The sequence below is a fragment of the Pseudomonas sp. RIT-PI-r genome (assembly GCF_001297015.1).
Taxonomy (GTDB): Bacteria; Pseudomonadota; Gammaproteobacteria; order Pseudomonadales; family Pseudomonadaceae; genus Aquipseudomonas.
This window is the reverse complement of record NZ_LIGE01000035.1, coordinates 17,632-42,039: the sequence shown is the minus strand read 5'-3', so window position 1 is coordinate 42,039 and position 24,408 is coordinate 17,632. Positions and strand designations below refer to the sequence as shown.

Sequence of the window (24,408 nt, the reverse complement as noted above, 5' to 3'; positions counted from 1 at the left end):
TCAACACACACATAAAGCCCAGCCTTCAACGACGAAGGCTGCGCTTCCCGAGAGAACGGGACCAGGACAAAGGCGTCCTCGCTAGGCAACTAGCGGGACGCCTTTTTTGTTTGCGCAAAATTTCTCGAGCAAGGCCTGACTGCCCACAAGAGGCCAGCCGCAGCTCCCCGGAGAACCTGATGAAAAAACTCAAACTGGTGATGATCGGCAATGGCATGGCCGGGGTCCGCACCCTCGAAGAACTGCTCAAGCTGAGCAACGAGCTGTACGACATCACGGTCTTCGGCGCCGAGCCGCACACCAATTACAACCGCATCCTGCTGTCGCCGGTGCTGGCCGGTGAGCAGACCTTCGAAGAAATCGTGCTCAACGATCTCGACTGGTACCTGCAAAACAACATCAAGTTGTTGCTCAACCGCAAAGTGGTGGAGATCGATCGGGTCAAACGCCGGGTGATCGCCGAGGATGGCACCGAGGCCGAATACGATCGCCTGCTGATCGCCACGGGTTCGACACCGTTCATCCTGCCGATCCCCGGCAACACTCTGCACGGCGTGATCGGCTACCGCGACATCGCCGACACTCAAGCGATGATCGACACCGCGAAAACCCACAAACACGCGGTGGTCATCGGCGGCGGCCTGCTCGGTCTTGAAGCGGCCAACGGCCTGATGCTGCGCGGCATGCACGTCACCGTGGTGCATATCGGCGAATGGTTGCTGGAACGGCAACTGGACAAGACCAGCGGCCAACTGCTGCAAAGCGCCCTCGAATCCCGCGGCCTGCACTTCCGTCTGTGCGAACAGACCCAGGCCTTGCACGACGCCGGCAATGGCCGGGTCGGCTCGGTGCAATTCAAGAACGGCGACATCATCCCCGCTGATCTGGTGGTGATGGCCGCCGGCATTCGTCCTAACACCGAACTCGCTGAGAAGGCCGGCATCCCGTGCAATCGCGGGATTCTGGTCAATGACACGCTGCAAACCTACGATCCGCGCATCTACGCGATCGGCGAGTGCGCCAGCCATCGCGGGATTGCCTACGGTCTCGTCGCGCCGCTGTTCGAACAGGCCAAGGTGTGCGCCAACCACCTCGCCCAATTGGGTTTCGCTCGTTATCAGGGCTCGGTGACGTCGACCAAATTGAAAGTCACCGGCATCGACCTGTTTTCCGCTGGCGACTTCATGGGCGGCGAAGGCACCGAGACCATCACCCTCTCCGACCCGATTGGCGGCGTGTACAAAAAACTGGTGATCAAGGATGACGTGCTGGTCGGCGCCTGTCTGTACGGCGACACGGCAGATGGCGGTTGGTATTTCCGCCAGATTCGTGAGAATCACGCCATCGGCGAGATCCGCGATCACCTCATGTTCGGCGAAAATGCTTTGGGCGACGTAGGACATCAGGGCCAGGACAAAGCCATGGTCATGGCCGACACCGCCGAAGTCTGCGGTTGCAACGGCGTGTGCAAAGGCACCATCGTCAAAGCGATTCAGGAACACGGCCTGTTCAGCGTCGATGAGGTGAAGAAACACACCAAAGCGGCCAGCTCCTGCGGTTCCTGCGCCGGGCTGGTCGAGCAGATCCTGATCAACACCGTCGGCGGCGCAGCGGACGTCAAACCGAAAAGCGAAAAAGCCATCTGCGGTTGCAGCGACCTCAATCACGGCCAGATCCGCCAAGCCATTCGCGAGCAGCATCTGCTGACCATCGCCGGCACCATGAGCTACCTCAACTGGCGCACGCCGAACGGCTGCGCCACCTGCCGCCCTGCCCTCAACTATTACCTGATTTCCACCTGGCCCGGCGAAGCCAAGGACGACCCGCAATCGCGACTGATCAACGAACGCGCGCACGCCAACATCCAGAAGGACGGCACTTACTCGGTGGTGCCCCGGATGTGGGGCGGCGTGACCAATCCTTCGGAACTGCGGCGGATTGCCGACGTGGCCGACAAGTACAACGTGCCGATGGTTAAGGTTACCGGCGGTCAGCGCATCGATTTGCTCGGCATCAAGAAGCAGGACTTGCCCGGCGTCTGGAAAGACCTCGACATGCCGTCCGGGCATGCCTACGGCAAATCCATCCGCACCGTGAAGACCTGCGTCGGCAGCGAATTCTGCCGCTTCGGCACGCAAAACTCGACACAACTGGGCATCGAGCTTGAGCGCGACCTGTTCAACATGTGGTCACCGCACAAAGTGAAACTCGCTGTTTCCGGATGCCCACGCAACTGCTCGGAAGCAGGGATCAAAGACGTAGGAATCATCGGCGTCGACTCCGGCTGGGAGATGTACATCGGTGGCAACGGCGGGATCAAAACCGAGGTCGCCGAATTTTTCGTCAAGCTGAAAACCGCCGAAGAAGTCCGCGAATACAACGGTGCGTTCCTGCAGCTGTATCGCGAAGAGGCCTTCTACCTCGAACGCACCGTGCACTACCTGCAACGGGTCGGCATGGAACACATCAAGAAAGCCGTGCTGGAAGACCCGGAACGCCGCAAAGCCCTGAACGAGCGCCTGCAATTCTCCCTGTCGTTCGAGCAAGACCCTTGGAAAGAACGCTTGGCGCAGCCGCAACTGAAGAAAGAATTCGACGTAATTCCCGTGAAAAATCTGGAGGTGCCAGCATGAACTGGCTGGATATCTGTGCTCTCGAAGAGATCAACGCCCTCGGCTCGCGGATCATTGCCGGACCAAAAGGTGACATTGCGATTTTTCGTACAAGTGACGATGAGGTTTTCGCCCTCGACGACCGCTGCCCGCACAAGGGCGGGCCGTTGTCGCAAGGTTTGATCTACGGCAAACGCGTCGCCTGCCCGCTGCACAACTGGCAGATCGACCTCGAGTCCGGTGAAGCTCAGGCGCCGGACATCGGCTGCGCGCACCATCACCCGGCGCGGGTCGAAAACGGGCGCGTGCAGCTGGCTCTGCGGGACGCCATCTGATGAGCCGCCAGACGACCGCCTCGACCTGCTGTTATTGCGGAGTCGGCTGCGGCGTGCTGATCGAACATGATGGCGAGCGCATCCTCGGCGTCAGCGGCGATCCGGCGCATCCGGCCAACTTCGGCAAACTGTGCAGCAAAGGCTCGACCCTGCACCTGACCGGCGACCTCGCGGCCCGCGCGCTGTACCCGGAATTGCGTCTGGGCAAAGGCCTGGCGCGCAGTCGCACCGATTGGGACACCGCGCTTGAACATGCTGCCAACGTGTTCGCTGAAACCATCGCCGAGCACGGCCCGGACAGCGTGGCGTTCTATATCTCCGGGCAACTGCTGACCGAGGATTACTACGCCTTCAACAAACTCGCGCGAGCGCTGGTCGGCACCAACAACATCGACAGCAATTCACGCCTGTGCATGTCCTCGGCGGTGGTCGGTTACAAGCGCAGCCTTGGCGCTGATGCTCCGCCTTGCAGCTACGAGGACCTGGAGCTCAGCGATTGCGTGATGATCGTCGGCAGTAACATGGCCTACGCCCATCCGGTACTTTTTCGTCGGCTGGAAGAGGCAAAAACCCGACGTCCGCAGATGAAAGTCATCGTTATCGATCCACGGCGCACCGACACCTGCGACCTCGCCGATCTGCATCTGGCGATTCTGCCCGGCACCGACGTCGCTTTATTCCATGGGATTTTGCATCTGCTGTTGTGGGAAGACTGGGTTGATCGCGACTTCATCAAAGCGCACACCGAAGGCTTGGCTGAACTGAAAAATCTGGTGCGCGATTACACCCCGCAAATGGTTTCGCAACTGTGCGGGATCAGCGTCGAGCAATTGCAGCAGTGCGCCGAATGGGTGGGGACTTCACCAAGTTTCCTGTCGCTGTGGTGCATGGGTTTGAACCAGTCCACGGCCGGCAGCGCGAAGAACAGTGCGTTGATCAATCTGCACCTGGCCACCGGGCAAATCGGCCGGCCGGGTGCAGGACCTTTCTCTTTGACGGGTCAGCCAAATGCCATGGGCGGACGCGAAACGGGTAGCTTGTCCAATTTGCTGCCAGGGCATCGCGAGGTGGCCAACCCTGAACACCGCGCCGAAGTCGCGGCTTACTGGGGTGTGGATCGGCTACCGGAGAGTACCGGCCTCAGCGCCATCGAACTGTTCGAGCAGGTGCGCAGCGGCAAGATCAAGGCGTTGTGGATTGCCTGCACCAACCCTGCGCAATCGATGCCGGATCAACATTCGGTACGAGCAGCGCTTGAGGCCTGCCCGTTTGTAGTTCTGCAAGAAGCCTTTCGCACCACTGAAACCGCGGCATTCGCTGATCTGCTGCTACCCGCAGCCAGTTGGGGCGAGAAGGAAGGCTCGGTGACCAATTCCGAGCGGCGCATTTCCCACGTACGCAAAGCGATTCTCCCACCCGGTGAAGCGCGTCCGGATTGGGCGATCACGGTGGATTTCGCACAACGTCTGGAGAAACGTCTGCGTCCCGCCGAATCTAGCCTGTTTACCTTTAACCAACCTGCGCAGTTGTTCGATGAATTCAAAGGGCTGACGCACGGGCGGGATCTGGATATGTCCGGGATCAGTCATGCGCTGATCGACGAGATCGGACCGCAGCAATGGCCCTTCCCTGTCGGCGCGCGGCAAGGAACGCCAAGACTGTACGAGGACGGGATTTTCCCAACCGCCAACGGACGCGCGCAATTCATAGCCGACCCTTATCGCGCCGCCAAAGAACAGCGCGATGCGCGTTTTCCACTGACATTGATCACTGGACGTCTGCGTGATCAATGGCACGGTATGAGCCGCACCGGTACGGCGGCGCAGTTGTTCGGGCATGTCAGCGAAGCGGTGTTGAGCTTGCACCCGGACGAACTGCGCAGGCATCGCTTGCTGCCGGGAGATCTGGTCAACCTTAAAAGTCGTCGTGGCGCAGTGATCGTCGCGGTTGGCAGCGACGACAGCGTGCGTCCGGGACAGGCGTTTCTGCCGATGCACTGGGGTGACCGCTTTCTCAAGGGCGGCGTGAATAGCGTGACCCTGCCGGCCTTCGATCCATTGTCGAAACAACCGGAACTCAAACACAGCGGCGTGCGCCTGGAAGCGGTGAATCTGCCATGGCAATTGTTCGCACTCATCGAAGGCAATGTTCAACAGCATTTCGAGACCCTACGACCGTTGTGTGAGGCATTTTCCTACGTGAGTCTCAGCCTTGTCGGGCGTGAGCGACCGGCATTGCTGATACGCGCTGCCAGCAGCGAGGCGCCGAATCCGCAATTGCTCGGTGAAATCGACCAGTGTCTGTCGCTGATCGACGGTCCGGTATTGGCCTACGACGACCCGCGCCGGTCAATTGGCAAGCGCGTGCGCATTGAAAACGGGCGGATCACCGCGATTCGCCTGGCCGGCGAAACCCTCGCCCGGCATTGGCTGCAAGGGTTGTGGCTGGGGGGCCGTGCGGACGAACAACTGCGGCGCTGGGTGTTGGCACCGATGAGTACTCCGCCGGGTAGCGCCGGGGCGCAGATCGCTGCGGATAAAACCCTGTGCAACTGCAAGAACGTCAGCCTCAATGCGGTCTGCGCCGGCATTCGCCAAGGGCTGGATCTGCAAGGTTTGAAAAACAATCTGGGCTGCGGCACGCAATGCGGCTCCTGTGTCCCGGAAATAAAACGCTTGCTGGCTGCCGATGTGCAACCAGTCGCCGTCATCTGATGAGGAAAACCCCATGAATGCAAAAGTCTGGCTGGTGGGCGCTGGCCCCGGCGATCCGGAACTGTTGACCCTCAAAGCAGTGCGCGCCTTGCGCGAAGCCGATGTGGTGCTGATCGACGATCTGGTCAACGACGTGGTGCTGGAGCACTGCCCCGGCGCGCGCATTATTGCCGTAGGGAAACGCGGCGGTTGCCGTTCCACTCCGCAGGCGTTTATCCATCGACTGATGCTGCGTTACGCCCGCCAAGGCAAGTGCGTGGTGCGGCTCAAGGGCGGCGATCCGTGCATTTTCGGCCGTGGCGGTGAAGAGGCGCAGTGGCTGCGTCAGCGAGGGGTTGAGGTGGAGCTGGTCAATGGCATCACTGCCGGGCTGGCCGGGGCGACGCAGTGTGATATTCCGCTGACTTTGCGCGGGGTCGCGCGTGGCGTGACGCTGGTGACTGCGCACACCCAGGATGACAGCGAATTGAACTGGCAGGCGCTGGCGCAGGGTGGCACGACGCTGGTGATTTACATGGGCGTGGCAAAACTGGGCGAGATTCGCGACCAGTTGTTGGCGGGCGGGATGGCGGCAGATACGCCGGTGGCGATGATCGAGAATGCTTCACTGCCGCAGCAGCGCGAATGTCGGAGTGATCTGATGGGCATGAGTGATGACGCAGGTGTTTTCGGATTGAGAAGCCCGGCGATTCTGGTGATTGGTGCGGTGGCGGCTGTTGTTGAAGAGCAAAAGATCGCAGCCTGCGGCAACTCCTACAGGACGTATGCAGAATTCATGTAGGAGCTGCTGAAGGCTGCGGTCTTTTAAAGCTTCAAAGCCAAATCGCAGACAAAGAAAAGCCCGGCCTAAGCCGGGCTTTTCTCGGAGCGGCAGCTAATTACTTAGCTTGAGCTTCAACCTGCGCTTCTACGCGACGGTTAACAGCACGGCCAGCTTCAGTTTTGTTGTCAGCAACTGGGCGGGATTCGCCGTAGCCAACAGACTGAACGCGGGACGATTCAACACCGTACTGGTTGGTCAGAACTTGCTTAACGGCGTTTGCACGACGCTCAGACAGTTTCTGGTTGTAAGCGTCAGGACCGACGGAGTCAGTGTGACCTTCAACAGTAGTGGTGGTGGATGGGTACTGCTTCATGAAATCAGCCAGGTTCTTGATGTCGCCGTAGCTGTTGGTTTTAACAACAGACTTGTCGAAATCGAACTTAACGTCCAGCTCAACACGAACAACTTCAGCAACTGCTGGGCAGCCGTCAGCGTCAACAGTTACGTTGGCTGGGGTGTCCGGGCACTTGTCAACGTTGTCGCAAACGCCGTCGTTGTCGCTGTCGGAGCAGACTTCAGCTGGTGCTGGAACTGGAGCAGCAGCAGGCTTGGAGCCGCCACCGAAGTTCACACCGATACCGACGCTAGGAGCCCACTCGGTGTCGCCCTGGTCGATGTTGTATTGAGCTTCAACGCCAGCACGAGCGTAGAAGTTATCGGTGAAGTACAGCTTGGCACCAGCGCCCAGGTTAGCGAAGGTAGAACGGTTACGACCGTTCGAACCGTTCTGGTCGATGCTCTGGTCGGAGAAACCGGCCGAGACGTATGGACGCAGCATGTCGCCTGGGTTGTTGAAGTGGTACAGAGCGTCCAGGGCGGTGTTAGCGCCTTTTACGTTCTTGCCATCGTCGGCACGTACGTTGTGAACTTCATCGTAGCCCAGACGCAGTTCAACGTCGTCGGTCAGGAAGTAACCGATCGAACCGCCGAACAGGTTGCCGTTGTTCTTGAAGTTACGAGCGCTGTCGAATTGTTCTTTCTTTGCGAAGCCTTCGATTTCAACTGCGCCTTGGCCTTGTGCCAGAGCGCCGAACGAAGTGGCGGCAATCAGAGAACCAATGGCCAAGCCCAAGGTGTTTTTCAGTTTCATCCGTTAAATCCCCATCTGGTGATTGTGAAGCAGTCCCGCAAACCGGGGGACAACTCGGCGGCAAGTCTATCAGAACTTGCCTACACGTAAGAGATATTTGCGCTGAACTAAGTTTCAGCAATGCCTGCAAATTTCTCACGCAATTTATCTAGAGCACGTTTGTAACGCATTTTTGTCGCACTCAAACCCATGTGCATGATGTCTGCGATCTCCTGAAACTCCAGCTCTGCGACAAATCGTAGCACCAGAATTTCGCGGTCGATCGGGTTCACATACACCAGCCAGCGATCAAGTCCGCCCTTCTCCTCGGGTTTGGGCGCCTTTTCTTCGGACGCTTCCTCGAGGGGGTCAAGACTCAATGCGTCCATCAAGCGACGCTTTCGCCGTTCCTTCCGATACTGCGTAATACATTCGTTGTACGTGATGCTGTATAGCCATGTCTTGAACTTCGATTTCCCCTCGAAGTTCTTCAGGCCATACAGCACCTTCAACATGACTTCCTGACAGACATCGTCTGCGTCGCGATCGTTCCCAAGATATCTCGCACAGACGTTAAATAATGTTCGCTGGTAACGCCGCATCAGTTCTTCATAGGCGCGCGTCACGTGAAACAGCTCGGTATGCGAGCGCGCGACCAACTCCTCATCAGAGAGCTCGCGGGGGTCGTAGCGCGTAGATAGCGTTTGGGCTTTATTCAAAACAAGTCGTGCCGACAGTCAGGTCAATGTCCACCGCAACCAGCATCAGCTGGCATTTTGCGGCGGCATACATTAGCAGGGTTTGCCGGATTAGCGGCTACTCACATGCTGTTCCAGCAGGATCCGATTGGAGAGAGAGACTAGCTCACCCTCATCGGTCAGCAATGTGGTTTTAACCGTGCCGATCTCTTCGATCTGGCCTTCGACCTCGCCAACACGCACTTGTTGCCCAACCTGATACAACTCACGCACATAGATTCCCGCAAGAATCTGACCGGCAATTTCCCGGCTTCCCAAACCCATGGCCAGCGCAACCGCCAGACCAACGGTAATCAATACAATGACAATCACATGGTTCAGCAGGTCAGTCTTGACCTCGAGCTGACTGATCGCAACCGAGATGCTGATGATGATCACCAGCCCCTGAGCAATACGTCCCAGCCCGGAAGCGTAGTCCAGGCCTACGCCTTCTGCCGCCCCGCGCACCAGCCCGTTGGCCAGTTGCGCGAGCAAAACACCTACCAGCAATACCAGGGCCGCGCCGAATACTTTCGGCAAATACAGCGCCAACATATCCAGCGTAGCTGAAACTCGCTCAAGTCCAAGGGATTCTGCTGCAGAAACCAAAAATATCAGCAGAACGAACCAATAGACGATTTTGCCGATCAAGGTCGAGATCGGCACTTGCAGCCCGGCTCGCGACATCAATTTGGTCAGGCCGGTGCCGCCCATCAGACGATCGAGGCCCAGTTTGGCAAGCAGCTTGGACAGCAAGGTATCGAGCAGCTTGGCCACGACGAAACCCAACAGCAGCACGACCAGCGCGCCGAACAGGTTCGGAATGAAGTTGGCTACTTTGGTCCACAACGCAGTCATTGCAGTGACGAGGCTCTGAGTCCAGAGGTCGAGTTCCATATTCAATCAGCCTTATCAGCAGTGCGAGCGGTAGGTTTACGAAGACGGGAAACCGGCGAAACATGCGCCGATCCATTATTCAGGGCAATCATCAGCGCGGGCAGCCAACGGCCCAGCAGGCTGAACAGATCACCGGCGCCAACCTGGCGGTTGGCGGTTTTGAGTACGCGGCCCAGGCAGGCATCGTCGTCGCGGCTGGACGGCGAAGCGTTGAGCATGTCGCGCAAAGACTGTTCAAACGGATCGTGCATACGCACCTCTCGTGATGTCTGTGAAAGACGCGGGCAGATTTGGTCGGGTCACATGCACCATGTTCAGACCCAGCGCAAACGACGAAATAACCACCACTGACCGAAGGCCAGGGCGAGCACCGTCAAACAGGCGATCAGGAAACCATAAGGGCTGCTGGCGAAGGGAATTCCGCCAACATTTATACCCAGCAAACCGGTGATGAAACTCATCGGTAGAAAGATGCAGGTGATGATGCCGAAACGGTACATCGTGCGATTCATACGCTCGCTCAAACGCCGGTCTTCAGCCTCCAGCACAAGCCCCACACGCTCTCGGGTCAATTCCAGTTCTTCGAGATAGCGGGTCAGGCTGTTGTTCAATTCGTTCCAGTAATCGGCATCGTCATCGACGAACCACGGCATTTTGATCCGCGTCAATTGACCGAAAATATCCCGCTGCGGTGCGAGAAAACGCTTCAGTCCGGCGGCCCTGCGGCGGATGTGCAAAATGGCCCCATGCTCGGGAGTATACCGTTCGTCGGCATCCATCTTTTCTTCTTCTTCATCGGCGATTTCCGAGAGGCAAGTGACCAGATCCTGCACCTTGTTGGTGAGGAACTGCGCCAGATAAAGAATGAGTTCAGAAGCCGTTTTCGGGCCTTTGCCGTCCGCCAATTGCGCCAGCAACTCATCTGTTGCACGCAGAGGACGCAAACGCAAAGAGATGACGCGTTGGGCGGAGGCAAAAATCCGCACCGAGACCATGTCTTCCGGCTCGGCGCCCGGGTTGAGATTGACTCCGCGCAGGAACAGCAGCAGCTCGGAATCCGGCAGCGGCAACAAACGCGGTCGCGTGTTCTCTTCCAGCAGCAAGTCGCAGGTGAATTCGTTGAGCCCGCTGGATTTGCGCAGCCACGTCTGGGTCTGCGGATGACTGCGATCCCAATGCAGCCACAGGCTTTCATGGGCCTGCAGCCGCAAATCGTCGAGCTCAGTCCTGGCTATCGAACGCGCACCGCCTTTTCCGTCCAGCACCAGGGCATGCACCAGCCCCCATTGCGCGTTTTCTTCCTCGAACATCCGCATCCCTTTGTCGACAGGCTTATTCAGGCATCTTCAGCGGGCTCGGCGAGATGATCACGCCGTTGTTGTCCGCATAAATGTACTGGCCCGGGTGGAACGTCACGCCGGCGAAAGTCACCGGGACATTCAGGTCACCGAGGCCGCGTTTTTCGGTTTTCATCGGGTGGCTGGCCAGTGCCTGCACGCCCAGATCGGTTTGCGCGATAACGTCGACGTCACGAATGCAGCCGTAGATCACCAGCCCTTCCCAACCGTTTTTGGCGGCCTTCTCGGCAATCATGTCGCCCAACAGGGCCCTGCGCAGAGAACCGCCGCCATCAACCACCAGCACCTTGCCGTTGCCCTTGAGGTCAGCCTGCTCCTTGACCAGAGAGTTGTCTTCGAAGCATTTGACGGTCACGATTTCGCCGCCGAACGAATCACGGCCGCCGAAATTGCTGAACATCGGTTCCAGCACCTGCACCAGCTCCGGATAGGCATCGCACAGGTCAGGCGTGAGGTAATGGTTCATCGAAAAACTCCTGTAACAAGGAAGACGATCAAGGATGACGCATTCTGTTGAGACGAGATCCGGCGGTCGCTGTTTACCTTAGTCCATCCCATGGTCGCTGAACGAACCTGAACAAACGCTGAAACGTAATAGCTAAACAGCCACCAAAAATGACCAGAACCGCACAATGCGTCATATCTTAGCCGCAAGCCAATCTGAACGAAACGCCCTTTTCAGCGGCGCGACTTCAGACTGCTGCGGCCAGATCCGGCTTATCACCCAGCAACGGTGTCTGCTGATCGCTCAACCAGCGCGCCACCAACGGCCACACTTCAACCTGCGCCGCTTTGCTCACCAGCATTTCAACATGGCCGAAATTGTCGTTGAAGCCCTGATCACGCCCCAGATTGATGAACTGCTTGTGTTCGGCGCCAATCTGTTCGAACAACTTGCGGCAGGCCCAAGTCGGATCCTGATGATCACCCGCCGCGCTCACCGCCAATACCGGCACCTGAACATCAGCCAGCCCTGCCCACCAATCCTTGTCCTTGTCACCAAAACGGCCGAACAAGCCGTACCAGCGCATGCTCTCGATGGCCAGACCGATTGGTTCATCCTCTGGACCGCGCTTGAGGCGAGAGCCAGACAATTGCGCAAAACGCTTGAGAATGAAGCGACCACTCCACTCCACTGGCGGGATTTTCAGCGGCCAGTAAGTACGGCTGACCTGGGTGCCGAAAAACGCCGCCGAAGCTACGGCAGGCTCGCCTAGGTATTCGCCACCGAGCGCAGCCGCCAAGGTGATACCGCCCAGCGAATGGCCGATCCAGTGCGGAATCTGCCCGCTCTGCTCACGCACGAACGCAGCAATCGCCGGCAAGTCGTAACGGGCATAATCGGCGACACGGTTGCGTCGGTATTCCTCGTTGCGCTGCGACAAGCCGTGGCCGCGCATCTCCGGAATCCACACGTCGAAACCCAGTCGCGTCAGATACGCGCCCAGCCCCAGACCTTTCGGTGAAAACCAGAAGCGCCGATTGGAAAAACTGCCGTGCAGCAGAATCACCGGCACGCCGCGTGGCTGCGAGTCATCAGCCATGCCCAAACGGGTCACAGCGATTTCCACGGACCAGTCGGGACTGTTGCCGGGTTTCAGTCGATACACGTCTTCGCTCAGATCACCACGCCGTTCGGCGCTGATCAGGGCGACAGGAAACAGGTTGCTGCTGCTTTGCATAATGCTCTTGCACAAAAAAGGGCGGCATCCGAAGGCGCTCGCCCTACTTCAATCTCAAAGCCCGCCCCTTGTAGGAGTGAGCCTGCTCGCGATTGCGGTGTATCAGCCGACATTTATGGCGGATGTTATGCCGTCTTCGCGAGCAGGCTCGCTCCTACAGGGGAACGGTCCGTTCACATGTTGATCAAGCCGGGGTTTGGCCTTCGGCGAGGAAGAACCAGGTTTCCAGTACAGTGTCCGGGTTCAGCGACACGCTTTCGATGCCCTGTTCCATCAGCCACTTGGCCAGATCCGGGTGGTCGGACGGCCCCTGACCGCAGATACCGATGTACTTGCCGGCCTTGTTGCACGCGGCAATCGCGTTGGCCAAGAGCTTCTTGACTGCCGGATTACGCTCGTCGAACAGGTGCGCGATGATGCCCGAATCGCGATCCAGACCCAATGTCAGCTGAGTCAGGTCGTTGGAGCCGATCGAGAAACCATCGAAGAACTCAAGGAATTCTTCAGCAAGGATCGCGTTGGATGGCAGCTCGCACATCATGATCACGCGCAGACCGTTCTCGCCGCGCTTCAAGCCATTTTCGGCGAGCAGATCGACGACCTGGCTGGCTTCACCGAGGGTACGGACGAACGGCACCATGATTTCAACGTTGGTCAGGCCCATCTCGTTGCGCACACGTTTCAGCGCGCGGCATTCAAGCTCGAAGCAGTCGCGGAACGATTCGCTGATGTAACGCGAAGCGCCACGGAAGCCCAGCATCGGGTTTTCTTCTTCCGGCTCGTAGAGCTTGCCGCCGATCAGGTTGGCGTATTCGTTGGACTTGAAGTCCGACAGACGCACGATGACTTTTTTCGGCGTGAACGCTGCAGCCAGGGTGCTGATGCCTTCCACCAGTTTGTCGACGTAGAAGTCGACCGGGTCGTTGTAACCGGCGATACGCTTGTCGACGCTGTCCTTGATTTCCTGCGGCAGACCGTCGTAGTTCAACAGCGCTTTCGGGTGGACGCCGATCATGCGGTTGATGATGAATTCCAGACGGGCCAGGCCCACACCGGCGTTCGGCAGTTGCGCGAAATCGAAGGCGCGGTCCGGGTTGCCGACGTTCATCATGATCTTGAACGGCAGCTCCGGCATGGCGTCGACGGAGTTCTTCTTGATGTCGAAGCCCAGCTCGCCTTCGAAGATGTAACCGGTGTCGCCCTCGGCGCAGGACACGGTCACGCCCTGACCATCCTTCAGCAGTTGGGTGGCGTTACCGCAACCGACCACTGCCGGGATGCCCAGCTCGCGAGCGATGATCGCCGCGTGGCAGGTACGCCCGCCACGGTTGGTGACGATGGCGCTGGCGCGCTTCATCACCGGTTCCCAGTCCGGGTCGGTCATGTCGGATACGAGCACGTCGCCCGGCTGGACTTTGTCCATTTCGGAGACGTCTTTGATGATGCGCACTTTACCGGCGCCGATGCGCTGGCCGATGGCGCGACCTTCCACCAGCACGGTGCCGGTTTCTTTCAACAGGTAACGTTCCATGACGTTGGCCTGGGTGCGGCTTTTCACGGTTTCCGGACGGGCCTGCACGATGTACAGCTTGCCGTCGTCACCGTCCTTGGCCCACTCGATGTCCATCGGGCAGCCGTAATGCTTTTCGATGATCATCGCTTGCTTGGCCAGCTCGCTGACTTCAGCGTCGCTCAGGCAGAAACGCGCACGGTCAGCCTTTTCAACGTCGATGGTCTTGACCGAACGACCGGCCTTGGCCTCGTCGCCGTAGATCATCTTGATGGCTTTGCTGCCCAGATTGCGACGCAGGATCGCCGGACGACCGGCCTCCAGCGTGCCCTTGTGCACGTAGAACTCATCCGGGTTGACCGCGCCTTGTACAACGGTTTCGCCCAGACCGTAAGCGCCGGTGATGAACACCACGTCACGGAAGCCCGATTCGGTATCGAGGGTGAACATCACGCCGGCAGTGCCGGTTTCCGAACGCACCATGCGCTGCACGCCAGCCGACAGGGCGACCAGTTTGTGGTCGAAGCCCTGGTGCACGCGGTAGGAAATGGCACGGTCGTTGAACAGCGAAGCGAACACCTCTTTGGCGGCGCGGATAACGTTTTCCACACCACGGATGTTCAGGAAGGTTTCCTGCTGACCGGCGAACGAGGCGTCCGGCAAGTCTTCGGCGGTGGCGGAAGAACGCACGGCCACGGCCACGTCAGGGTTGCCGGCCGACAGCGCGGCGAACGCGGTGCGGATTTCGGCATTCAGTTTTTCGGGGAATTCGGCTTCCATGATCCATTGGCGGATCTGTGCGCCGGTCTTGGCCAGGGCGTTGACGTCGTCGACGTCAAGCGCGTCGAGGGCCTGGTGGATCTGGTCGTTCAAGCCGCTCAGTTCGAGGAAGTCGCGATAGGCCTGGGCGGTGGTGGCAAAGCCGCCAGGGACCGACACACCGGCGCCTGCCAGGTTGCTGATCATCTCGCCCAGGGATGCGTTCTTGCCCCCCACATGCTCAACATCGTGTTTGCCGAGCTTATCGAGGGAAACTACGTACTCTACCAAGGTGATCTCTCCACTAACTGTGTTGGAAAAGCTCAGAAACCGGCGGCCCGGGGGAGCCTTGGCCGGTTGTATGGCCTGGACCTGGAAAATAAGTGAGAATGCTGGCCATTGGCGGCCAACAAATCGCGCCTATCATATCCAAGAATGCTCATAAGTGTCCTGTGTTGCATAGGCATGCCGATGTGGCGAGTGACTGTTGTTGCCAGACAAGGCGCCGCGACAAGTCATAGCTGGCTATGGCGAGGAGCGGCAACGTAGTATGGCGACAACAGGCGCCGCCACATCGGCATTCCTATGCAACACAGGACACTCACTTAAGGCCCAAGGTGCAAATGAAACGATCTGCTTTCTTCATCTCCGATGGCACCGGCATTACCGCCGAAACCCTGGGTCAAAGCCTTCTGGCGCAGTTCGAAAACATTACCTTCAGCAAATTCACGCGACCGTACATCGACAGCGTTGAAAAAGCGCGGGCCATGGTACAACAAATCAACAAAGCCGCCGAAACCGACGGCTTTCGCCCAATCATCTTCGATACCATCGTCAATCAGGACATCCGTGAGATTCTCGCAACGTCCAATGGTTTCATGATCGACATTTTCTCGACCTTCCTCGCCCCGCTGGAGCAGGAACTGACCGAGCATTCTTCCTACACCGTCGGCAAGTCCCATTCGATCGGGCACAACTCCAATTACATGGAGCGCATCGAGGCGGTCAACTTTGCCCTCGACAACGACGACGGGGCGCGCACCCACTATTACGACAAAGCCGACCTGATACTAGTGGGCGTGTCGCGATGCGGCAAAACCCCGACGTGTCTGTACATGGCGATGCAGTTCGGCATCCGCGCGGCGAACTATCCGCTGACCGAAGACGACATGGAACGCCTGACCCTGCCGAACGCCCTGCGCGCCCATCAGCACAAGCTGTTCGGCCTGACCATCGATCCCGATCGCCTCACCGCGATCCGCAACGAACGCAAGCCAAACAGCCGTTATTCGAGTTACGCCCAGTGCGAATTCGAAGTGCGTGAAGTAGAGAATCTGTTCCGCCGCGAAAATATTCCCAACATCAACTCCACGCATTTTTCGGTGGAAGAGATTTCGGCGAAGATTCTGGTGGAGAAAGGTGTCGAGCGGCGCTTCAAATAGATTTGCGGTGTCTGTGCGACCGCTATCGCGAGCAGGCTCACTCCTACAGTTGATCTTCAGCGGGCACAGATCATGTGGACGACAGAGATTCATTGTAGGAGTGAGCCTGCTCGCGATGAACGATCACACTGTCTCTGTCAGTGCCTGACTTAAAGCTTCAAAACCTGCAAGCAACAACCGATCATCCCCCACCGAATTACACACACTCACCCGAATGAACTGCGGCACCACTGCATGCCCCACCGCAAACGCCTCAGCGGTAGCGACCAGATAATTGTTCTCCTTCAACTCCGCCGCAATCTGCGACGCCCGCCACAGCTCAGGCACTTGCACCCAGAAATGCGGACTGTAGGGGTGAGTCTTGTAGTCCAAGCCCTGCAGAACAGGCGCCACCAAGGCCTTGCGCCGAGCGATCTCGCTGATCTGCTCGTCCAGCAAACGCTCGGCCATACCGCTTTCAATCCACAGACTGGCGACCTCCATCGATAACGGATTGGCCATCCAGCACGTCGCACGAACGGCTGCACTCAAACGCCCGACCAACGCCTGCGGCGCATGCAGGTAACCGACGCGCAATCCCGCCGAAACAGCCTTGCTCAAACTGCCGATCAACACTGAACGCTCCGGGGCGAAATAACTCAGCGGCAACGGCCGCTGGCGATCCAGCACGGCATGCGCTTCGTCTTCGATGATCAGCAGATTGTGTTGGCGACAGACTTCGGCAATCGCCTCGCGCCGTGGGACGGACATCACCGCCGCCGTAGGATTCTGGATTGTCGGTGTGCAATACAGCGCCGAAACACGATGCTGACGGCAGACATCCTCCAGCGCCGAAGGCAAAAGTCCTTCGTCATCCATCGCCGCGCCAAGCAGTCTTATGCCCAACTGACGGGCGACACTGATCAATCCCGGGTAGGACAAATGCTCGGTGACCAGCGTGTCGCCGGCCTTGAGCAGTCCCATCAACGCGCACAGCAAACCATGTTGACCACCGTTGACGCACAGCACCTGATCGGCGTGCGGCACGAATTCGCCATGGCTGAGCCACACCGCTCCCGCCACGCGATGCCGTGCCATCCCGGCTTCAGCGGTGTACCCGCTCAATTGCCGCAGGACGCCTGGCTCGTTGGCCAGATCCAACAGACTTTGACGCATGAGTTCGGCTTCCTGTCCGGGCATCGGTTGATTTCGACTCATGTCCAGGCAGGTGGATGGCTCATCGCTGACATTGCGAAAGCCTTTGTCCTGCGGCCGATCCATCCCGCGCTGACGCACGTAAGTGCCATCGCCTACACGGGCGACGACCAATCCCACACGTTCCAGCTCACCGTAGGCACGGCTGATCGTACCGATGGTCACGCCGAGGCTGTCGGCCAACAACCGATGCGGTGGCAACTTGCAACCGGCCTCGATAACACCCTCATCGATGGCCTGAGCGACACCTTCGGCGAGGCGTTTGTACTTCACGCCGACGCCATTGCTTAGTCCGTCACGGAGGATTGACACCATGGCAATACTTACTTTGACAGTCATTGTCACCCCGAATAGCGTGTTGAAAACAGGTTCAATCAGAAATAGACCGTTTCCGCGATCAGGTCAATTCCACCGTTCGGAGTACGCCCACATGTCGACTGCCGTCAGCACACCGATGAACATCAGCAAACCCTGGCTCGCCGGACTGCTCACCAGCACCTTGTTTCTGATTGTCTGCCTGAGTTGGGGCACCACATGGTTGGGGATCAAGATTGCCGTGGAAAGCGTGCCGCCGCTGACCGCCGCGGGACTGCGCTTTCTGATCGCGTTTCCGCTGTTCCTCAGCTTCGCGTTGTTGCGCAAGGAACCGCTGTTGTTTCCCCGGCAAAGTCGCTGGTTCTTCGTGTTCGTCACGCTGTCGTATTTCAGCCTGCCTTACTACCTGCTCAACTACGGCGAAATGCACGTCTCGTCCGGCCTGACAGCGCTGCTGTTCAGTTGCATGCCGGTGTTTATCCTGTTGTTTTCCGCGCTGTTTCTGCGCGAGAAAATCTACCCGTCGCAAATGCTCGGCATCGCGATTGGTTTCGGCAGCCTGTTCATGATTATTCGCAGCCAGGGTTTGCATCTGGATCAGGCCGAATGGCTGGGAGTGCTGGCGATTCTCTGTGCCGCCGTGATGCATGCGCTGTGCTACGTGGTGACGAAAAAACACGGCAGTGCGATCAGCGTGATCACCTACAACACGCTGCCCATCGGCATCGCCGGGGCGATGTTATTTATTGTCGGCTTGAGCGTTGAGGCGCCGGTTTTTCAGGACATCACGACGCGCTCATGGGGTGCCCTGCTCTATCTCGGGCTGGTGGCGTCGGTCGGTGGATTCATCGTTTACTTTTTGCTGCTCAAACGCCTGAGCCCGATCATTCTGTCGTTCGTGTTCATCATTTTTCCGGTGTTCGCCGTGATCATCGGCGCCTGGTACGAAGGGCAAACCCTGTCCCGGGAGCTGATGATCTATTCGGCGATCCTGTTGAGCGGGTTTGCCATCACCAAATTGCCCATCGAAAAATGGCGTACGCGGCCCGTGTAGGAACTGCCGAAGGCTGCGATCTTTTGATCTTGTTTTTTACAATCAAAGTCAAAAGATCGCAGCCTGCGGCAGCTCCTACAGGTTTTTCGTCAGATCACAAGTAGGTCGACGAAACGGTTTACCGGGGTGGACTCCAGAAGCGCCTGATCCTTGCACAACGAAAAGATTTCGCCGCTACGCTGGCCGGTGAACCGTGTGGCCAGATTGGCCTTGAACTTGTCCTCCAGCAAAGGAATGCCCTCGACACGGCGCCGGCGATGACCGATCGGGTATTCCACCACGACGTTGTCTGTGCTGCTGCCATCCTTGAAAAACACCTGTACGGCGTTGGCAATCGAGCGTTTGTCGGCTTCGAGGTATTCGCGGGTGAAACGCGGTTCTTCAACGATGACCATTTTCTCGCGCAACACATCGATGATCGGATGCGCCCGGTGGAAATCGTCTTCGTATTGCTCGGCGACCAAATTGCCGAAGGCCAGTGGCACGGCGGTCATGTACTGGATGCAGTGGTCGCGGTCGGCGGCATTGGCCAGCGGCCCGACCTTGGAAATGATGCGAATCGCCGATTCATGAGTGGTGATAACGATGCGGTCGATTTCATGCAGACGGTTGCGCACTTGCGGATGCAGGGTCACCGCCGCTTCGCAAGCCGTTTGCGCGTGGAATTCGGCGGGGAAGCTGATCTTGAACAGGACGTTTTCCATCACGTAACTGCCGAACGCGCGCGAGAAACTGAAGGCGCGTTTATCTTCCGGTTTCAACGCCAGATCGCTGTTGGTATGGCTGAACAACACGTCATAAAAACCCCACTGTTTCGCAGTCAGCACCCCGGGAATGCCCATCTCGCCGCGCATGGCAATGTCAGCCAGACGTACACCGCGACTCGACGCATCTCCCGCCGCCCAGGATTTTCGCGAACCAGCGTTGGGGGCATGACGGTAAGTGCGCAGCGCCTGACCATCGGCAAACGCGTGGGACAACGCCGACAACAGTTGCTCGCGATTGGCGCCCATCAGTTTGGCGGTGACGGCGGTTGAGGCGACTTTCACCAGAATGACGTGATCGAGTCCTACACGATTGAAGGAGTTTTCCAAGGCAATCACGCCTTGAATCTCGTGGGCCATGATCATTGCTTCCAGCACATCGCGAATGGTCAGCGGTGCTTCAGCGTTGGCCACGCGCTTCTGCGACAAGTGATCCGCAACCGCGAGAATGCCGCCGAGGTTGTCTGAGGGATGCCCCCACTCGGCGGCGAGCCAGGTGTCGTTGTAGTCGAGCCAGCGGACGATGCAGCCGATGTCCCACGCGGCTTTGACCGGGTCGAGGCGAAAAGACGTGCCGGGGACTCGTGCGCCAAACGGCACGACGGTGCCTTCGACCATCGGGCCAAGGTGCTTGGTGCATTCAGGGAAACGCAATGCCAGCAGGCCACAGCCCAGCGTGTCCATCAGGCAGTTGCGGGCGGTGTCGAGGGCTTCGGCAGATTCGGTTTTGAAGGTGAGGACATAGTCGGCGATGTCCTGCAGGACACGGTCGTAGTCGGGGCGGTTGTTCAGGTCGACGTTGGCGCTCATTGCGGTTCTCCTGTGCGGAAATGATGAGTGGGGCGGTCTTCCTCAGGGCTTGGCTGGTTTGCTTGATTGCAGGTCTGGGGGGGCCTGCTCTTTTTGTGTTTTTTCAGTGGGAGAGCCCCTCACCCTAGCCCTCTCCCAAGGGAGAGGGAACCGATTGGGGGATGCTGTAGAGGTCCGCCGACGTGAGCGATCTACATTGAATCCATAATCGATTAGATCGATGAACATCCCATACACCTCGGTCGGCGCTCAAAATCCATAATCGCCTCAATCTTTCAGGTCGATGTACAACCCCAGAAACCTCGGTCGGCCCTTAAAATCCATAATCGACTCGATCTTTCAGGTCGATGTACAACCCAGAAACCTCGGTCGGCCCTTAAAATCCATAATCGACTCGATCTTTCAGGTCGATGTACAACCCAAGACACCTCGGTCGGCTCCCTCTCCCTCCGGGAGAGGGCTGGGGTGAGGGTAAAGCTCTTGGATCAGAACGAATCTCCGGGAATGCGCACGTAACCTTCCATCAGCACGCGCGCACTGCGGCTCATGATGGCTTTCTTCACCACCCACTCACCGTTTTCCAGACTGGCTTCAGCGCCAACGCGCAACGTTCCGGACGGATGTCCGAAGCGCACAGCATTGCGTTCAACGCCACCTGCAGCAAGGTTCACCAGCGTGCCGGAAATAGCCGCCGCCGTACCGATCGCCACCGCCGCCGTGCCCATCATCGCGTGGTGCAACTTGCCCATCGACAACGCGCGCACCAGCAAATCCACATCACCGGCGCCAACCGCTTTGCCACTGGACGCCACGTAATCTGCAGGCTTGGCGACAAACGCGACTTTCGGCGTGTGCTGCCGCTTGGCCGCTTCGTCCAGATTGGAGATCAGGCCCATGCGCAGCGCGCCATAAGCCCGAATCTTCTCAAACATCTGCAGCGCTTGCGGATCGCTGTTGATCGCGCTTTGCAACTCGGTCCCGGTGTAACCAATGTCTTCGGCGTTGACGAAAATCGTCGGGATGCCGGCGTTGATCATGGTCGCCTTGAACGTGCCAACGCCCGGCACTTCCAGCTCATCGATCAGGTTGCCGGTAGGAAACATCGCCCCTCCGCCGCCCTCTTCTTCCGCCGCCGGGTCCATGAATTCGACTTGCACTTCAGCGGCCGGAAAGGTCACGCCGTCGAGTTCGAAATCACCGGTTTCCTGCACTTCGCCGTTGGTGATCGGCACGTGGGCAATAATGGTTTTGCCAATGTTGGCCTGCCACACGCGCACCACCGCGACACCGTTGTGCGGAATGCGACTGGCATCGACGAGACCATTGCTGATGGCGAACGAACCGACCGCAGCCGAGAGGTTGCCGCAGTTGCCGCTCCAGTCCACGAACGGCTTGTCGATGGAGACCTGACCAAACAGGTAATCGACGTCGTGATGAGCCTTGGTGCTTTTCGACAGGATCACGGTTTTGCTGGTGCTGGACGTGGCGCCGCCCATGCCATCGATTTGCTTGTCGTACGGGTCGGGGCTGCCGATGACGCGCAGCAATAAAGCGTCGCGAACCGGACCGGGAACCTGCGCCGCTTCGGGCAGATCCTTGAGGCTGAAGAATACGCCTTTGCTGGTACCACCGCGCATGTAGGTGGCGGGAATCTTTATTTGTGGTGCGTGAGCCATGATGCTCCTTAACGAGGGCATGGGGCCTGAAACCCCACGCCCACATCAGTTGATTTAAACGGCAACCGCCGACTCTTCAAGGAAGTCCTGAGCGAAGCGTTGCAACACGCCGCCAGCCTCGTAGATCGACACTTCTTCAGCGGTATCCAGACGGCAAGTCACCGGCACCTCAACGCGCTCGCCATTCTTGCGATGGATCACCAAGGTTAGATCCGCGCGCGGTTTGCGCTCACCGATCACGTCGTAGGTTTCGCTGCCGTCGATGGCCAGGGTGTGACGGTCGGTGCCCGCTTTGAACTCCAGCGGCAACACGCCCATGCCCACCAGGTTGGTGCGGTGAATGCGCTCGAAACCTTCAGCGGCGATCGCCTCGACACCGGCCAGACGCACGCCTTTCGCCGCCCAGTCGCGGGACGATCCCTGACCGTAATCGGCGCCGGCGATGATGATCAGCGGCTGCTTGCGTTCCATGTAGGTTTCGATGGCTTCCCACATGCGCATGACCTTGCCTTCCGGCTCGACACGCGCCAGCGAACCCTGTTTGACCTTGCCGTTTTCCACGACCATTTCGTTGAACAGTTTCGGGTTGGCGAAGGTCGCGCGCTGTGCGGTCAAGTGGTCGCCACGGTGCGTTGCGTACGAGTTGAAGTCCTCTTCCGGCAGGCCCATTTTCGCCAGGTATTCGCCAGCGGCGCTGTCGAGCATGATCGCGTTGGAGGGCGACAGGTGATCGGTGGTGATGTTGTCCGGCAGCACCGCGAGCGGGCGCATGCCCTTCAGCGGACGCGCGCCGGCCAGTGCGCCTTCCCAGTACGGCGGACGGCGGATGTAGGTGCTCATCTCGCGCCAGTCGTACAGCGGCGTGACTTTCGGGCCGGTGTCTTCGTGGACGGCGAACATCGGAATGTAGACCTGACGGAACTGCTCAGGCTTGACCGAAGACTTCACCACGGCGTCGATTTCTTCATCGCTCGGCCAGATATCTTTCAGGCGGATTTCCTTGCCGTCGACCACGCCCAACACATCCTTCTCGATGTCGAAACGGATGGTCCCGGCGATGGCGTACGCCACCACCAGCGGCGGCGACGCGAGGAACGCTTGCTTGGCGTACGGGTGGATGCGGCCGTCGAAATTGCGGTTGCCCGAGAGCACGGCGGTGGCATACAGATCGCGGTCGATGATCTCTTGCTGGATCAGCGGATCGAGTGCGCCGGACATGCCGTTGCAGGTGGTGCAAGCGAAGGCGACAACGCCGAAACCGAGCTGCTCCAGTTCAGTGGTCAGCCCCGCTTCGTCGAGGTACAGCGCCACGGTTTTCGAACCCGGCGCCAGCGAGGATTTCACCCACGGTTTGCGCGTCAGGCCAAGCTTGTTGGCGTTGCGCGCGAGCAGGCCGGCAGCGATGACGTTGCGCGGGTTGCTGGTGTTGGTGCAACTGGTGATGGCGGCGATGATCACCGCGCCGTCAGGCATTTGCCCCGGCACGTCATCCCACTGCCCGGAGATGCCTTTGGCCGCCAGATCCGACACTGCAACGCGAGCGTGCGGGTTGCTCGGGCCGGCCATGTTACGCACCACCGAGGACAGATCGAAAGTCAGGCCACGCTCGTATTGCGCGCCTTTCAGACTATCCGCCCACAGGCCGGTGAGCTTGGCGTACTGCTCGACGAGCTGCACTTGCTGGTCTTCACGACCGGTGAGTTTCAGGTAGTCGATAGTCTGCTGATCGATGTAGAACATCGCTGCGGTGGCGCCGTATTCCGGGGCCATGTTGGAGATGGTCGCACGGTCGCCGAGGGTCAGAGCAGCCGCACCTTCGCCGAAGAACTCCAGCCATGCGCCGACGACTTTCTGTTTGCGCAGGTATTCGGTCAGCGCCAGCACCATGTCGGTGGCGGTGATGCCCGGTTGCAGCTTGCCGGTCAGTTCGACGCCAACGCTTTCCGGCAGACGCATCCACGACGCGCGACCGAGCATCACGCTCTCGGCTTCAAGGCCGCCTACGCCGATGGCGATCACGCCCAACGCATCGACGTGCGGGGTGTGGCTGTCGGTGCCGACGCAGGTGTCGGGGAACGCGACGCCTTCACGCACCTGGATCACCGGCGACATTTTCTCCAGGTTGATCTGGTGCATGATGCCGTTGCCCGGCGGGATCACATCAACGTTCTTGAAGGCCTTTTTGGTCCAGTTGATGAAGTGGAAACGGTCTTCGTTGCGCCGGTCTTCGATGGCGCGGTTTTTCTCGAACGCCTGCTTGTCGAAACCGCCCGCTTCCACCGCCAGCGAATGGTCGACGATCAATTGCGTCGGCACTACCGGGTTGACTTGCGCCGGGTCACCGCCCTGCAAGGCGATCGCGTCGCGCAGGCCAGCGAGGTCGACCAGCGCGGTCTGGCCGAGAATATCGTGGCAGACCACACGCGCCGGGAACCACGGGAAGTCGAGGTCGCGTTTGCGTTCGATCAGTTGCTTGAGAGAGTCGGTGAGCGTGGCCGGGTCGCAGCGACGCACGAGGTTTTCCGCCAGCACGCGGGAGGTGTACGGCAGGGTGTCGTAACTGCCGGGCTGGATCGCTTCGACAGCCGCGCGAGCGTCGAAATAATCCAGAGGACTGCCGGGCAGGGTTTTGCGCAATTCTGTGTTCATCGGGTCAG

At 58.9% G+C, this 24,408-nt stretch carries 18 protein-coding genes; 6 read left to right on the top strand and 12 right to left on the bottom strand.

The genetic code is table 11. From position 1 onward, the window contains the following. Positions 1-179 precede the first annotated feature (179 nt). Genes nirB through cobA form a run of 4 tightly spaced genes read left to right on the top strand, consistent with a single transcriptional unit; the run spans position 180 to position 6,442 of the window. A complete protein-coding gene (gene nirB, locus AK821_RS20155; protein WP_064391272.1) occupies positions 180-2,633 on the top strand; it encodes a nitrite reductase large subunit NirB in 2,454 nt (817 codons plus the stop codon). Continuing rightward, positions 2,630-2,947: a nitrite reductase small subunit NirD gene (gene nirD / locus AK821_RS20150; RefSeq protein WP_053118721.1), complete on the top strand. Its 318-nt coding sequence runs from the start codon at positions 2,630-2,632 to the stop codon at positions 2,945-2,947. The genes nirB and nirD overlap by 4 nt, the downstream gene beginning before the upstream one ends. Continuing rightward, positions 2,947-5,661 carry a nitrate reductase gene (locus AK821_RS20145; protein WP_064391271.1) on the top strand — a complete coding sequence of 905 codons (2,715 nt, stop codon included), beginning with the start codon at positions 2,947-2,949 and terminating at the stop codon, positions 5,659-5,661. Before nirD ends, AK821_RS20145 begins: the two co-directional genes overlap by 1 nt. Before the next feature lie 13 nt (positions 5,662-5,674). After that, entirely contained in the window at positions 5,675-6,442 is a 768-nt protein-coding gene (gene cobA / locus AK821_RS20140) for a uroporphyrinogen-III C-methyltransferase (protein ID WP_064391270.1), read from the top strand. 97 nt (positions 6,443-6,539) lie between these two features. Here cobA and AK821_RS20135 read toward each other — a convergent pair whose 3' ends face one another. From AK821_RS20135 to ppsA, 8 genes are all read right to left on the bottom strand, one after another. Next, positions 6,540-7,574 (bottom strand): OmpA family protein, encoded by a 1,035-nt coding sequence (locus tag AK821_RS20135; protein ID WP_064391269.1) that lies wholly within the window; start codon positions 7,572-7,574, stop codon positions 6,540-6,542. 107 nt (positions 7,575-7,681) lie between these two features. Further along, a complete protein-coding gene (sigX, locus tag AK821_RS20130; RefSeq protein WP_011333251.1) occupies positions 7,682-8,272 on the bottom strand; it encodes an RNA polymerase sigma factor SigX in 591 nt (196 codons plus the stop codon). 90 nt (positions 8,273-8,362) lie between these two features. Then, on the bottom strand, positions 8,363-9,187 hold the full coding sequence (locus AK821_RS20125) for a mechanosensitive ion channel family protein (RefSeq protein WP_007916401.1): 825 nt from the start codon (positions 9,185-9,187) through the stop codon (positions 8,363-8,365). Between the two features lie 2 nt (positions 9,188-9,189). Beyond that, positions 9,190-9,438, bottom strand: coding sequence for a hypothetical protein (locus AK821_RS20120; protein ID WP_008076827.1), 249 nt, complete (start codon positions 9,436-9,438; stop codon positions 9,190-9,192). A 63-nt stretch (positions 9,439-9,501) separates the two neighbouring features. After that, the gene (locus tag AK821_RS20115; RefSeq protein ID WP_064391268.1) at positions 9,502-10,497 is read right to left on the bottom strand and encodes a zinc transporter ZntB; all 996 of its coding nucleotides are present in this window, start codon (positions 10,495-10,497) and stop codon (positions 9,502-9,504) included. 22 nt (positions 10,498-10,519) lie between these two features. Beyond that, on the bottom strand, positions 10,520-11,011 hold the full coding sequence (rraA, locus tag AK821_RS20110; RefSeq protein ID WP_064391267.1) for a ribonuclease E activity regulator RraA: 492 nt from the start codon (positions 11,009-11,011) through the stop codon (positions 10,520-10,522). 226 nt (positions 11,012-11,237) lie between these two features. Next, entirely contained in the window at positions 11,238-12,227 is a 990-nt protein-coding gene (locus tag AK821_RS20105) for an alpha/beta fold hydrolase (RefSeq protein ID WP_064391266.1), read from the bottom strand. Between the two features lie 184 nt (positions 12,228-12,411). Then, positions 12,412-14,787: a phosphoenolpyruvate synthase gene (gene ppsA, locus AK821_RS20095; RefSeq protein ID WP_064391264.1), complete on the bottom strand. Its 2,376-nt coding sequence runs from the start codon at positions 14,785-14,787 to the stop codon at positions 12,412-12,414. Between the two features lie 332 nt (positions 14,788-15,119). Here ppsA and ppsR point away from each other — a divergent pair, with 332 nt between their 5' ends. After that, the gene (gene ppsR / locus AK821_RS20090) at positions 15,120-15,938 is read left to right on the top strand and encodes a posphoenolpyruvate synthetase regulatory kinase/phosphorylase PpsR (RefSeq protein ID WP_016985584.1); all 819 of its coding nucleotides are present in this window, start codon (positions 15,120-15,122) and stop codon (positions 15,936-15,938) included. A gap of 123 nt (positions 15,939-16,061) precedes the next feature. Here the strand turns inward: ppsR and AK821_RS20085 are convergent, their stop codons facing one another. Next, positions 16,062-17,471 (bottom strand): aminotransferase-like domain-containing protein, encoded by a 1,410-nt coding sequence (locus AK821_RS20085; RefSeq protein WP_064391263.1) that lies wholly within the window; start codon positions 17,469-17,471, stop codon positions 16,062-16,064. 115 nt (positions 17,472-17,586) lie between these two features. On the opposite strand from AK821_RS20085, the gene AK821_RS20080 reads away from it, so the two are divergent. Then, positions 17,587-18,501, top strand: coding sequence for a DMT family transporter (locus tag AK821_RS20080; RefSeq protein WP_177330966.1), 915 nt, complete (start codon positions 17,587-17,589; stop codon positions 18,499-18,501). Between the two features lie 89 nt (positions 18,502-18,590). On the opposite strand, the gene prpD is transcribed toward AK821_RS20080, so the two are convergent. The 3 genes from prpD to acnD all read right to left on the bottom strand — a co-directional run bounded on the left by prpD (position 18,591) and on the right by acnD (position 24,400). Beyond that, positions 18,591-20,075, bottom strand: coding sequence for a 2-methylcitrate dehydratase (gene prpD / locus AK821_RS20075; RefSeq protein ID WP_064391261.1), 1,485 nt, complete (start codon positions 20,073-20,075; stop codon positions 18,591-18,593). Positions 20,076-20,560: 485 nt separating this feature from the next. Next, positions 20,561-21,751 (bottom strand): 2-methylaconitate cis-trans isomerase PrpF, encoded by a 1,191-nt coding sequence (prpF, locus tag AK821_RS20070; RefSeq protein WP_064391260.1) that lies wholly within the window; start codon positions 21,749-21,751, stop codon positions 20,561-20,563. Positions 21,752-21,805: 54 nt separating this feature from the next. Further along, positions 21,806-24,400 (bottom strand): Fe/S-dependent 2-methylisocitrate dehydratase AcnD, encoded by a 2,595-nt coding sequence (gene acnD, locus AK821_RS20065; protein WP_064391259.1) that lies wholly within the window; start codon positions 24,398-24,400, stop codon positions 21,806-21,808. Between the last annotated feature and the right edge of the window lie 8 nt (positions 24,401-24,408).